The 12,507-nt window shown below is 71.3% G+C and carries 13 protein-coding genes; 9 read left to right on the plus strand and 4 right to left on the minus strand.

The genetic code is table 11. The features are described 5' to 3' along the window. The first annotated feature begins 28 nt into the window (after nucleotides 1-28). The 7 genes from AB0I83_RS13810 (at nucleotide 29) to AB0I83_RS13840 (ending at nucleotide 7,341) form a co-directional block, all read left to right on the plus strand. Entirely contained in the window at nucleotides 29-1,075 is a 1,047-nt protein-coding gene (locus AB0I83_RS13810) for an acyl-CoA dehydrogenase (RefSeq protein WP_363304709.1), read from the plus strand. Next, nucleotides 1,072-1,842, plus strand: coding sequence for a PIG-L family deacetylase (locus tag AB0I83_RS13815; RefSeq protein ID WP_363304710.1), 771 nt, complete (start codon nucleotides 1,072-1,074; stop codon nucleotides 1,840-1,842). Before AB0I83_RS13810 ends, AB0I83_RS13815 begins: the two co-directional genes overlap by 4 nt. Next, on the plus strand, nucleotides 1,839-2,456 hold the full coding sequence (locus AB0I83_RS13820; RefSeq protein ID WP_363304711.1) for an SAM-dependent methyltransferase: 618 nt from the start codon (nucleotides 1,839-1,841) through the stop codon (nucleotides 2,454-2,456). Before AB0I83_RS13815 ends, AB0I83_RS13820 begins: the two co-directional genes overlap by 4 nt. Continuing rightward, on the plus strand, nucleotides 2,453-3,181 hold the full coding sequence (locus AB0I83_RS13825) for a glycosyltransferase (RefSeq protein ID WP_356529980.1): 729 nt from the start codon (nucleotides 2,453-2,455) through the stop codon (nucleotides 3,179-3,181). Before AB0I83_RS13820 ends, AB0I83_RS13825 begins: the two co-directional genes overlap by 4 nt. A 264-nt stretch (nucleotides 3,182-3,445) precedes the next feature. After that, nucleotides 3,446-4,969: a catalase gene (locus AB0I83_RS13830; protein WP_356529978.1), complete on the plus strand. Its 1,524-nt coding sequence runs from the start codon at nucleotides 3,446-3,448 to the stop codon at nucleotides 4,967-4,969. 340 nt (nucleotides 4,970-5,309) lie between these two features. Further along, nucleotides 5,310-5,918: a GPP34 family phosphoprotein gene (locus AB0I83_RS13835; RefSeq protein WP_363304712.1), complete on the plus strand. Its 609-nt coding sequence runs from the start codon at nucleotides 5,310-5,312 to the stop codon at nucleotides 5,916-5,918. A 202-nt stretch (nucleotides 5,919-6,120) separates the two neighbouring features. After that, nucleotides 6,121-7,341 (plus strand): alginate lyase family protein, encoded by a 1,221-nt coding sequence (locus AB0I83_RS13840; RefSeq protein WP_363304713.1) that lies wholly within the window; start codon nucleotides 6,121-6,123, stop codon nucleotides 7,339-7,341. Between the two features lie 146 nt (nucleotides 7,342-7,487). Here AB0I83_RS13840 and AB0I83_RS13845 read toward each other — a convergent pair whose 3' ends face one another. Further along, entirely contained in the window at nucleotides 7,488-8,147 is a 660-nt protein-coding gene (locus AB0I83_RS13845) for a hypothetical protein (RefSeq protein ID WP_363304714.1), read from the minus strand. A gap of 515 nt (nucleotides 8,148-8,662) precedes the next feature. On the opposite strand from AB0I83_RS13845, the gene AB0I83_RS13850 reads away from it, so the two are divergent. Beyond that, nucleotides 8,663-9,175 (plus strand): DUF4396 domain-containing protein, encoded by a 513-nt coding sequence (locus AB0I83_RS13850; protein ID WP_363304715.1) that lies wholly within the window; start codon nucleotides 8,663-8,665, stop codon nucleotides 9,173-9,175. Nucleotides 9,176-9,348: 173 nt separating this feature from the next. Here the strand turns inward: AB0I83_RS13850 and AB0I83_RS13855 are convergent, their stop codons facing one another. Further along, nucleotides 9,349-9,657: a hypothetical protein gene (locus AB0I83_RS13855; RefSeq protein ID WP_356529971.1), complete on the minus strand. Its 309-nt coding sequence runs from the start codon at nucleotides 9,655-9,657 to the stop codon at nucleotides 9,349-9,351. 242 nt (nucleotides 9,658-9,899) lie between these two features. Between AB0I83_RS13855 and thpR the strand changes: the two genes are divergently transcribed. Continuing rightward, nucleotides 9,900-10,496, plus strand: a complete 597-nt coding sequence (gene thpR, locus AB0I83_RS13860) for an RNA 2',3'-cyclic phosphodiesterase (RefSeq protein ID WP_363304716.1) — start codon at nucleotides 9,900-9,902, stop codon at nucleotides 10,494-10,496. A 39-nt stretch (nucleotides 10,497-10,535) separates the two neighbouring features. Here the strand turns inward: thpR and AB0I83_RS13865 are convergent, their stop codons facing one another. Further along, entirely contained in the window at nucleotides 10,536-11,177 is a 642-nt protein-coding gene (locus AB0I83_RS13865; protein ID WP_363304717.1) for a response regulator transcription factor, read from the minus strand. Further along, entirely contained in the window at nucleotides 11,174-12,394 is a 1,221-nt protein-coding gene (locus AB0I83_RS13870; protein ID WP_363304718.1) for a sensor histidine kinase, read from the minus strand. The genes AB0I83_RS13865 and AB0I83_RS13870 overlap by 4 nt, the downstream gene beginning before the upstream one ends. Nucleotides 12,395-12,507: the final 113 nt, after the last annotated feature.

Consider the following 12,507-nt stretch of genomic DNA (forward strand, 5'->3'; position numbering starts at 1 on the left):
CGCCGACCAGCCGAGTGAGGACGCGTGGATGACTGAGGACGCCGTACGCCGCCCCGTAGTGCCCGAGGCCCCGCCGGTCCCCGGCGTGGCCGGCGGCTTCGCCGGCCACGCACTTCGCGAGGAGACCTCGGCCCGCTTCACCTCGGCGGTGGCCGCGATCGAGGCCGGTGGACTGAGCTTCCCGCTGCCCGGAAGCGGGGCGACCGCCGAGCGCTTCGCCACCCTGCGGGCGGTTGCCGAGGACGATCTGTGCCTCGCCCGACTGGTCGAGGGGCACGTCGACGCACTGGCGATCCTCGCCGAACTGGGCGGCCCCTCCCCCGCGCCCGGGAGCCGCTGGGGGGTGTGGGCCGCCGAGCCCCCGGGTGAGCGCCTCACCGCCGAGCAGGCCCCTGACGGGCGGTGGAGCGTGAGCGGGCTGAAACAGTACTGTTCCGGTGCGCACAGCTGCACGCACGCACTGGTCAGCGCGGACGCGCCCGACGGCCGACGGCTCTTCGCGGTTCCTCTGGCGGGTGGGACGTACGAGCCCGTCGAAGGGACCTGGCAGGCACTCGGCATGGCCGGTTCGGACACGCCGGACGCGCGATTCCGTTCCGCGGCGGCCGAGCCGGTCGGCGGTGTCGAGGGATACGTGAACCGGCCCGGCTTCCAGCACGGCGGCATCGGGGTGGCTGCCTGCTGGCTCGGTGGAGCGAGCGCCGTGGCACGCCCCCTGCGCGCGGCGGCCCGCCGGGGCGGCGGTCCCTGTACCGACGCACATCTCGGCGCGGTCGACATCGACCTGCACACGGCGGGCCTGCTCCTGACGACGGCTGCCACCGACATCGACGCCGACCCCATGGACAGCAGGGGTGAGGCGAGGCTGCGCAGCCTACGCGTACGAGGTCTGGTGGAGGCCGTGTGCGACCGCGTACTCGGCCGTGTGGGCCGGGCCACCGGAGCGGGACCGCTCTGCCACGACGCGCGCCATGCCCGCAACGTGGCCGACCTGACCGTGTACATCCGCCAGCACCACGCCGAGCGGAGCCTCGCCGAACTCGGCACCCTCGTCAGCGACCGGGCGGACCGATGACGGCGGACCCCGGCGGCACGCCGCCGTACGGCGATGCCATCCAGGCCCCCGGCACCCCCGAGAGCCTCTGGGAGGCCTGGTCCGGCTGGGACAGCCTGCGCGAGCTCCCTCTCCCGCCCCTGGGCAGGGTGGTCGTCGTGGCCGCCCACCCCGACGACGAGGTGCTGGGCTTCGGCGGCACGCTCGCCCGTCTCGCCGCGGCCGGGCACCGTCTCACGGTGGTGTCCGTGACGGACGGAGAGGCATCCCATCCGCGCAGCAAGGTGCTGCGCCCCCACGAGCTCGCGGACGTGCGCGCCGCCGAGCTGCGAACCGCTCTCGAACGGCTCGGCGCCGGAGAGGCGGAGATCGTCCGGCTGGGCATCCCCGACTCACGCGTGGGCCACCACGAACAGGAGGTACGGCGGGCCCTCGTCCCCCTCTGCTCAGGCGCCGTCCTGGTCGCGGCACCGTGGACGGCCGACAAGCACGGCGACCACGAGGCCACGGGCCGCGCGGCGCGGGCAGCAGCCCGCGCGGCGGGCGCGGCGTGCGCGGAGTATCCGGTGTGGCTGTGGCACTGGGCCCGTCCCGACGACCCCCGTGTGGCCTGGGACCGGGCGGCGCGGCTGACTCTGCCCGCCGGGATCCAGGACCGGAAGCGGCACGCCGTCGACGCGTTCACCTCACAGATCAGGCCCTTGGGTCCGGGAGCGGACGAGGCGGCGATCCTGCCGCCCGAGGAGCTCGCACATCATCTGCGGCCCCGGGAGGTGGTCTTCCTGTGAGCACCCCGGCCGGATACTTCGACGACATGTACCGGGGCGAGGGCGACCCCTGGCACCTCACCGAGCGCTGGTACGAGCAGCGCAAATATGCCCTGACCCTCGCCTCCCTGCCCCGGCCCCGGTTCCGGAGGGCATTCGAGCCCGCCTGTTCCGTGGGCCAGTTGACCCGTCTGCTGGCCCCGCGGTGCGAGCGGCTGCTCGCCGCCGACCGGGTTCCCTCCGCCGTGGACACCGCGAGGCGTCGCACCGCCGAACTCGAGCAGGTGGAGGTCGCCCGGCTCGTCGTGCCGGAGGAGTGGCCCGAGGGGCGTTTCGACCTGATCGTGCTGTCCGAACTGCTCTACTACTTCGACGAAGCCCGGCTGGACGACCTGCTGTCCCGGACCACGGATTCGCTCGAACCGGGCGGGACCCTGGTCACGGCGCACTGGAACCATCCGGTGCCGGAGCACCTGTACACGGGTGCGTGGCTGGCCGACCGTCTCGCCCGTGAACCCGGGCTGCTGCTGCGGGCCGATCACACCGAGGAGGACTTCGTCCTGCAGACCTTCAGCCGGGTCCTGCCCGGTGGAACGGCACCCCCCTCGCCCGCCCGCTTCGAGGGGCTCGTGTGACCGGGGCGACGGCCATGGCGGTGGTGATACCCGCTCACAACGAACAGGTACTGCTTCCCTCCGCACTCGCCGCCGTGGCCCGCGCCGCCCGCCACCCCTCCCTCGCGTCCACCCGGGTGCTCACGGTGGTCGCAGCGGACGCCTGTACGGACGCCACCCACGCGCTCGCGCGGCGCGCCGGCGCACTGGTGGCGCCCCTGGACTCCCGCAGCCCCGGGCAGGCCCGAGCCGCCGGAGCTGCGCTGGCGCTGCGCACGCTGGGCCTGGACCCCGGGGACGTGTGGATCGCCTCGACGGACGCCGACAGCGAGGTTCCTCCCCGATGGCTGGCCCACCAGCGGGCCTGCGCCGAACAGGGCTGGGAGGCGGTGGTGGGTACGGTCCGCCCCCACGGGTGGCCCCCCGCCCTCGGAGACGTCATCCGTGATCACGTACGGGAGTACGAGGCGGCAGGACGCCGCCCCGACAGGCCTGATCTGCACCCGCACGTGCACGGCGCCAACCTCGGGGTACGTGCGGACGCCTATCTGGGCTGCGGCGGTTATCCCGCCCTCGAATCGGGTGAGGACCACGCGCTGGTCTCCGCCCTCCTGGCCGGCGGCCACCGCGTACTGCGGACCAGGCGGTTCCCCGTCCTCACCTCCGCGCGCCTGACGGCACGTGCCCACGACGGGTACGCGGACCACCTCGGCCGGCTCCTGGAGCGTGTGCGACCGCTGGGCTGACGGCTGTCGGCGCTCTCCACAGACCGACCCGCGGTGCAGACGGGACCCTGCGGGTCGGCGGTGGGGCCCGTGAACGGGATATGGCAATTCATCAGTACATACCCTGTTCGACCGCGTTTGAGTGGGTAGGTATCGGGATATCCGTGCGGTTGAGTCCGGGGAGCGAGGGCCCGTCCGTCGGCGTAGCGTCTCGTCCGGGAGCTGGGACACCTCTGCGGTCCCGCCCGACACCGGCCCCACATTTCCACCACGAAGGGGAACGAAGTGACCGACACCGCGCACCAGCCGACCACCAGTGACGCCGGCATCCCGGTGGAGAGCGACGAACACTCCCTCACCGTCGGCCCGGGCGGACCGATCCTGTTGCAGGACTCCTACCTGATCGAGCAGATGGCCCAGTTCAACCGGGAGCGAATCCCCGAGCGCCAGCCGCACGCCAAGGGCAGCGGTGCCTTCGGTCGCTTCGAGGTGACAAGTGACGTCAGCCGCTACACCAAGGCGGCTCTCTTCCAGCCCGGCACCACGACGGAGCTGGTGGCCAGGTTCTCCACCGTCGCCGGCGAGCGGGGAAGCCCGGACACCTGGCGTGACCCGCGCGGCTTCGCCGTGAAGTTCTACACCACCGAGGGCAACTACGACATGGTGGGCAACAACACCCCCGTGTTCTTCGTGAAGGACCCGATGAAGTTCCAGCACTTCATCCGGTCGCAGAAGCGCCGCGCGGACAACAACCTCCGCGACCACGACATGCAGTGGGACTTCTGGACCCTCTCGCCCGAGTCCGCGCACCAGGTCACCTGGCTGATGGGCGACCGCGGCATCCCGCGCAGCTGGCGCCACATGAACGGCTACACCTCCCACACGTACATGTGGATCAACGCGCAGGGCGAGCGCTTCTGGGTGAAGTACCACTTCAAGACCGACCAGGGTGTCGAGACGTTCACGCAGCACGAGGCCGACCAGATGGCTTCGGCCGACACCGATTACCACACGCGCGATCTCTTCGAGCACATCCGTGACGGCAAGCACCCGAGCTGGACGCTGAAGGTCCAGGTCATGCCTTACGAGGACGCGGTGCACTACCGGTTCAACCCGTTCGACCTCACCAAGGTGTGGCCGCACAGCGACTACCCGCTGATCGAGGTGGGGCGGATGACTCTGGACCGCAACCCCACCGACAACCACGCCGAGATCGAGCAGGCGGCCTTCCAGCCGAACAACCTGGTTCCCGGCATCGGCCCGAGCCCGGACCGCATGCTGCTGGCGCGGCTCTTCTCCTACGCGGACGCACACCGCTACCGCATCGGGGCGAACTACCAGCAGCTCCCCGTCAACGCGCCCGTGGCGCCGGTCCGCACCTACTCCAAGGACGGGGCGATGGCGTACCGGAAGACGAGCGATCCCGTCTACGCCCCCAATTCGAAGGGGGGCCCGGCGGCCGACACCGCCCGCTACGGCAACCCGCCGAGCTGGCACGCCGACGGCGACATCACCCGGGCGGCCTACGTCGACCACTCGGAGGACGACGACTGGGGCCAGGCCGGCACCATGGTGCGCGAGGTCCTCGACGACGCGGCACGGGACCGGCTCGTGGACAACGTCGTCGGCCACCTGCTCAACGGTGTGACCGAGCCCGTCCTGCGAAGGGCCTTCGAGTACTGGTCGAACGTCGACGCGTCGATCGGCAGGCGCGTGGAAGAAGGGGTGCGCGCCAAGGCGGGCGAGAAGGACCCCAAGGCCTCGGAACAGAGCAACCCGGCGCGCCGGTCCATGCAGGACAAGGCCTGATCCCACGGCGCGGGCGACTCCGGCCGCCGACCCCTGCCACGTCTCGAGCCCCTTGCGTCACGCCCCCCCGGGCGTGAGGCGAGGGGCTCTTCGCCGCCTGGGAGCGGGGTGGCGGGGCGCTCGTCCTCCGGGCAGGGCGTCGACCTCGGAGCGGGAGCGATACTGGACCACGTACGAGAGGCAAAGCCGCGGGGATCCCGCGCCTGCCTCGGACGGTGACCGATCCGCTCGGCCGGGCACAGGGGCCGCGGTGGCCGGTCCTGCCGTTCGGCCGGCGCAGGGACGCGGAGACGACGAGGTGGTGACGTGCCACCACCGACCGATCCGAGGGGAGCCGTGCATGAACACGGCGAAAGACCTGTTCATCATCGCCATGGACGTGGGACAGAAGCATTCCGTCGGACAGGGTGACCTGTCGCTCGCGCTCGCCGGAGCCGAGCTGGTCGACCTCATCGAGGCGGAGGCCGTCACCCTGGACGCCGATCGCGTCGTTCCGGCCCCGCGGCGCACCCTGGAGGATCGACTCCTCGGCGAAGCCGCGTCGGCCCTGTCGGAAGAGGTGCCGTTCGAGCAGGTCGACGACTGGCTCTGGCGCAGGGGGCGCGATCTCTCGGCGGCGTACCAGACGGCATTCGAGGACGCCGGTGAGCTGCTGCGCCGGGGGACGCGCGGCCGGTTGAACCTCGGAGCCGACCGCCTGGAACTCGCGGACACGCCTTCCCGTCACCGGGCTCTGCGGCGCTGGGAGGACGAGGAGCCTGTTCTGGCGTCCCTCGCCGAGGCCGTGGGGATCCCGAACGGTGCGTCCGAACCTGGGGGGACGCTCGGCGGCGAGGCTCTGACGACTGTGGTTGCCGCCGTCAACGACGCCGTGATGGAACTGGAGGCCGTACGCCAGCGGCGGTCGATCGAGAACGCCGCGTTCGCCAATGTCTGGCGAGGTCCCTGACCGAAGCCCGGGCCACAGCCCCGGAACGACTGCGTGCCCGGTGGAATTCCGCCGGGCACGCAGTCGTTCCGCCGCCCGCCACCAGTTGGCCCGAACAACCGTCGCAGGGGCTTGACGGCACCTTGGTCCGTACCTATGGTCACCGATCAGCGCGAGTTCATCAGTCAGTTCATCGTTCACAAACAAGAACGGATGGCCTCACATGACCGACTCCCCCACAGCCCGCCACCGCAGACGGCGTCCAGCCCTTCTCGCCGTCGCCGCCACCGCCCTGACAGCGTTGGCCGCCGGCCTCCTCACCTGGCCGGGCGCCCATCGCGCCGAGGCCGCGCCGGCTGCCTTCACGCACCCTGGAGTCACCGTCTCGCAGGGACAGCTGGACTTCGCCCGCGTCAAGGTCGACTCGGGCGCCCAGCCCTGGAAGGGCGCGTACGACCAGATGACGGCGAGCAGGTACGCGGATCTGAACCGCACGGCGAAACCGCGCGCGACCGTGGAGTGCGGCTCCTACTCCAACCCGAACTACGGCTGTACGGACGAGCGCGAGGACGCGATAGCCGCGTACACCGACGCCCTCGCCTGGTACGTCACGCGTGACGAGCGGTACGCGAAGAAGTCCATCGAGCTGATGGACGCCTGGTCGGCGGTCATCAAGAGCCACACCAACAGCAACGCCCCGCTGCAGACCGGCTGGGCCGGCTCCTCCTGGCCCAAGGCCGCCGAGATCATCAAGCACACGTACACGGGCACGTGGGCGAACTCCGGGCGCTTCGCGACCATGCTGCGCGACGTCTACCTGCCCAAGGTCGTCAACGGGTCCAACTCCAACGGCAACTGGGAGCTGTCGATGATGGAAGCCGCCGTCGGCATCTCCGTCTTCCTGGACGACAGGACGTCGTACGACAGAGCGATGGCGAAGTTCAGGACCCGCACGGCCGCCTATGTCTACCTCGCCTCCGACGGCGCGCTGCCCAGGACGGTACCGAGCCAGAACCTCGACACCACGGCGAAGATCGTCGACTACTGGCAGGGGCAGTCCACCTTCGTCACCGGGCTCACCCAGGAGACCTGCCGCGACTTCACGCACACGGGTTACGGCATCTCGGCCATCGCCCACGTCGCGGAGACCAGCCGGATACAGGGACAGGACCTCTACGGCACGGACGTCGGCGAACGACTGCGCCAGGCCCTCGGTTTCCAGTCCGGATACGAGCTCGGCGAAGCAGTGCCCACCTCGCTCTGCGGGGGCTCACTGCACCTGGGCCTCGGCCCCGTCACCGAGGTGGGCTACAACGCCCTGCACAACCGCCTCGGAATCGCGATGACCAACACCCAGCGGCTGACCGAGCGGAGCCGCCCGGCCGGCAGCAACAACCTCTTCGTGGCATGGGAGACGCTGACCCACGGGGACAACCCGAACTGACCACGAGGGGCGGCGAGAGGGCAGGCGGCTTCGAGACCCCCGGAGCCGTATCCAGCAGCTGGACATCCTGCGGGGCGGGGCGGGGCGCTCCTGGGGCCCCGCCCCGGGACGGGGCCCCAGGCCGACCCCAGGGCGTGCGCGGCAGGTCAGGCCCTGCCCAGCAGCCCGCCGAGCAGTCCTCCCAGCAGATCACCGAGCGGACCGCCCGAGGACGCGGTGCCGTCGTCGCCCTCAGGTTCCTGGGCGCCGCCACCGTCGGAGGGCGCGGTACCGGATCCTGAGCCGCTTCCGGGCTCCGGGGCGGGTGGAGCGGGCTCGGTCGTGGGTTCTCCGCCGGCCGTTCCGCCCTGCGCGGCCCCGGCCGACGGCGGAAGGGAGGTCTGCCGCCCGGGAGACGGAGCAGCGGGCTTCGCGTCGACGGCCGGGATGTCCGCAGGGCCGGAGGAGGCTTCGAGGGGCAGTGGCACGGCGGCCTGTCCCGCCTCCGAGGGCAGGGACGGACCAGGCGTCACCGGCTCGGGCGTACTCGGTATCCGTTCGGCGGCCGGGACGGCACGGTCCTCGCCCCGCGTCACGGCCGGCTTCTCGCCCGCCTCCCGTTCGAGGCCCATCGCCCGGGGCAGTTGCAGGAACGGCGCGGTGGAGTCTCCTCCTACCAGCGCGACCACCACGGTCGTGGCGTAGCAGGCGCAGCAGAGCGCCGTAATGCTTCCCGCGCGGCGCCAGGTGCGGCTGCGCCTGCCGGTGGTGTCGACGAAGACGGGTCGGCCGACTGGCGGGGCCGACCCGTCGGCGGCCGGGGCCACAGCGGACGCGGCGTCGTGAGTGCCCGGATCCGGGGCCCCCTTCCGGACGTCCCCGCCACCAGGGCTCCCACCCCGCCGGCCAGCCGTTGCGGCCTGTCCACCGGCTGCCGATACGCCTCTGTCGTCCTGCGCGTCTTCACCGTCCCGTACGTCGTTCGATGTCGCGGCGCGTATGCCCACGTGGGTCTCCACCTGTGTCGGCCTGCCGGCCTCTCGCCGGCAGGGCTCATCCATGGCCGGGGGCCCGCGGCACACGTGCGCCTGAGGTCCGGCAACGCCGCCGAACTGACTCCCCCATGCGATTCGGACCCAACTCCCCTATGGATTGGTCAGATTGTCGCAGAATCACGAACCTTTTCCCGCGAGAACTCAGGGACGGGCCTGGTGCGCATGTCCTCGTCCGCAGCGATGGCGGCCGCCTTCGACGTGACCGGGGGCGGTACTACCCCTGTGGGGTAGCAGGTCAGGCCCGCGGGGCTGCCTGGGCGCACACTGGCCCGTGAAGGAGGACTGCCATGAACGACAGCGCGCACCACACCGGCAGCAAGCACGACGCGGACGCGCACCGCGGGCACAAGGGACACCGGAAAGCCACTGTGAGCTGGGGTTCCGCCGCGAAGGCCACGCTGCACTGCCTGACCGGATGCGCGGTCGGCGAGATCCTCGGCACGGTCATCGGCACCGCACTGCTGTGGGGCAACGTGCCCACCATGGTCCTCGCGATCGTCCTCGCGTTCGTCTTCGGATACTCCTTCACCCTGTTCGCGATCCGTAGGGCCGGCCTGGGCCTCAGGGCCGCGGTGAAGGTCGCGCTGGCCGCTGACACCCTCTCCATCGCGGTGATGGAACTCGTGGACAACGGCATCATCGCCCTGGTGCCGGGCGCGATGGACGCGTACCTGTCGGACGGGCTGTTCTGGTCCACCCTGCTGGGCGGGCTGGTGGTCGCCTTCGTGATCACGACCCCGGTCAACAGGTGGATGATCGGCCGCGGCAAGGGCCATGCCGTCGTGCACGCCTTCCACTGAGAACGCCCTTCACCGAGACCCTTCCACCTGGACCCGGGGGTGTCCCCCGAATCACCCTGAACACCGGGGGCGCAGGTGTGCGGGACCGCGGGGGCGAGCAGGTCGGGCCCGGGCTCGCCCCCGCACGGCGACCACCACGGGATGGCGGTCCCTTCGAGCGGGTCCGGATCCGCTCAGAGGTCGCTGTCGATCCCGGTGACCGCAGGCGTGCCCAGGGGCACGTCCGTCTCCGAGAACCCCGTCTCCTGGAGGGCGGTGGAAACGAGGCCGACAGCGTCGAGTTCGGCCTCGTAGCGGTCGGAGGCATCGACTTCGAGCCGGATGGAGAAGGTGCCGTCGTCGTTGAGCGTGAACAGAGCGAGGCCCTCGCTCCTGATCACGTCCGTGTCCTGGTCGGCCAGCCTCCGTTCCAGAGCGGCGCGGGAGGTGTCGGTGATTCCGGTGACGAAGGTTCCGGGCACGGTGATGACAAAGGTGGTCATGGCAGCTCCTCACGTCCGGTGCGCAATAGTTTGCGTCTCGTTCCGGTTTCCCAGATTTTCGGAAGTCACCGTGCGGAGCAGTCGGCCCGGCACCGGAGGCCGGATCCTCTCCCAGCTCGGAACCGGCTGCCGGCACCCCGAATTCGGGTCCGGGCCTCTCCGCCTCCTCGCACGAGCTCCTCCCCCCGGGACACCTGGGGCGCCTTTCGCACCTGTCACCCCGATGCGGTACGAAGACCCGTGTGAACGAAGAGACCCGACCCGCGACCGTGCGTGTGTTCATCGCCCTCGCCCCGCCCGACCACGCGAAGGAGGAACTCGTACGGGAGTTGCGCCCGTCCTACGGAACGCACCCGAGGATGAGGTGGAACCGCGTCGAGGACTGGCACATCACCCTGGCGTTCCTCGGTGAGCTTCCGGCCGGGACCGTGCCGGTCCTGTGCCGTCCCCTCGCCGACCTCGCGGCGGCCCACGAGCCTCCTCGTCTGGCTTTGCGGGGCAGCGGAAGCTTCGACGACCGGGTGCTGTGGAGCGGGATCGACGGCGACCTCGACGACCTTCACGCGCTCGCGGCCGATGTGCGCACCGTGGTCAGGAGTTGCGGTGTGCCCTTCGAGGACCGGCCCCTGCGGCCTCATCTGACATTGGCCAGGGCCCGTCGCGGCGATCTGTCCTCGACGTCGGAGATCGCTGCGGGTCTCGCCGAGTTCGCCGGCCGCCGATGGACGGCCGAGCGTCTGCACCTGGTGGGCAGCAACGACGGACGCGGTCCCGGACCGATCCGCTACCGCGACATCGAGTCCTGGGCCCTGGGCAGCGGGGAACACGGCGGGGCCTGAACGGTCGCCGGAACGGGTCGTGCACACAGGACGGACCGGTCAGCGGCGGATGAGGCCACGGGCTGTCGCGACCGCGACCGCGGAGGTGCGGGAGTCGGTGCCCAACTTGGTGTAGATGTGGGCCAGATGGGACTTGACCGTGGCCTGGCTGAGGTAGAGCTTTCCGCTGATCGCGGCGTTGGACAGGCCGTCGGCGACCAGCTGCAGGATCTCGGTCTCGCGCGGAGTGAGTGTGGTGGCGGGCTCGCGCATCCGGTCCATCAGCCGGAGGGCGACAGCCGGTGCGAGGGCGGACTTCCCGGAAGCCGCGGTGCGTACGGCGGCGGCGAGCTCTTCGGGTGGAGCGTCCTTGAGGAGGTAGCCGGACGCCCCGGCTTCGATGGCGGCCAGGATGTCGACGTCGGTGTCGTACGTGGTCAGGATCAGCACCCGTGGCGCACCCGCACGGGCGGTGATGGCGGCCGTCGCACCGGAGCCGAGCATCTGCCCGCCGAACCGGAGGTCCATCAGTACGACATCGACGGCGAGACCGGCGTCGGCGGCCAGGCCGACGGCTTCTTCGGCGGTGGGTACGTCGGCGACGACGGTGAAGCCGGGTTCGGTCTCGAGTACGGCGCGCAGGCCCGCCCGTACCACCGGATGGTCGTCGGCGAGCAGCAGCCGGACGGGGGACGCGCTCATGTGCCGACTCCTTCGTGGGCGGGGAGCGGGAGGGTGACAGCCAGGGCGGTTCCCCGCCCGGGGGAGGTCTCGATGGTGAGGGCGCCTTGCAGGGCCCGGGCGCGGGCGCGCATGGCTGTCAGTCCGAAGCCGGATCCGGAGGCCGTCCCACCCGGGCCCGGGAGCGAGCCGGGGTCGAAACCGTGGCCGTCGTCGACGACGTCGAGGGCGATCTCGGTGTCCATGTAGCTCAAGGTCATCTCAAGGTGGGTGGCGTCCGCGTGCTGGACGGTGTTGGCCAGTGCGGACTGGGCGATGCGCAGCAGTGCGACCTCGTGCGGGGTGGGTACGTCGACGGGGGTGCCGGAGATCTGGCAGTGGACGCGCAGGCTCGAAGTGCCGGCGGCGGCGCACAGCCGTTCGAGCGCGGATGGCAGGTTGCCCGCCTCCAGGCCGGGCGGACTGAGTGCGCGGACGAACCGCCTGGCTTCGGCGAGGTTGTCGACGGCGGTCCGGCGCGCGTGCCGGACGTGGTCCAGCGCCGCCTCGGGCTGGTCGGCGGTCTGGGCGCGTTCGGCTGCGCTCAGCAGCAGCTGGATGGACGAAAGCCCCTGGGCGAGGGTGTCGTGGATCTCGCGTGCGAGTCGTTCCCGCTCGGCCAGGACGCCGGCGGTGTGCTCGGCCGTGGCGAGCTCGCCGCGCGTGGCGGTCAGCTCGTCGATGAGACGGCGGCGCTGCTCGCTCTCCCGGTACAGGGCCTGATAGCCCAGGCTCACCGCGACGGCGACGGAGGCTCCGAGCAGGGGGCCCATGACGGTGCCCGGACTGACGGTGCGGGTGTGCAGGACGAATCCGGCGATCGCCAGCGCACTCGTGGCGGCCACGGCGGTCAGCGCCCATGCGCGTGGCAGCAGGTGCAGCTGGACGAAGAAGAGTGGGAAGGCCAGCCAGATGCCGTCCGGGGTGAGCGCGAGGAGCACCGCCCAGGCGGCCATGACGGCCGCCAGCCACCATGCCGCGGCGGCCGCTCGGGTGCGGACGGGTCTCAGCAGGGGGCCGCTGCCGTAGAGCACGGCGAACACGCAGGCTGCCGTGGCAACCGCCGGGACGTTCCCCACACCGTCGGCCACCGCACGGACCACGGCCAGGGCGAGAAGGCCGACGACCATGAGGTGCAGGCAGATGCGCAGCACCCGCAGGGCGGGTGTCAGGGAAGGTTCGCTCACAACATCTCTCATCGGCCGTCGGACACATCAGCCCCGTCGTGCCCCTCCACAGGTCGGACGGCACGCCCCAGACAAGAGTAGGCAGGTCCCGTGGGCGGGGCATCGATCGAAAGGTGTAGCCGACT

Origin of the sequence: Streptomyces sp. NPDC049970 (genome assembly GCF_040660235.1) — a bacterium.
Taxonomy (GTDB): Bacteria; Actinomycetota; Actinomycetes; order Streptomycetales; family Streptomycetaceae; genus Streptomyces.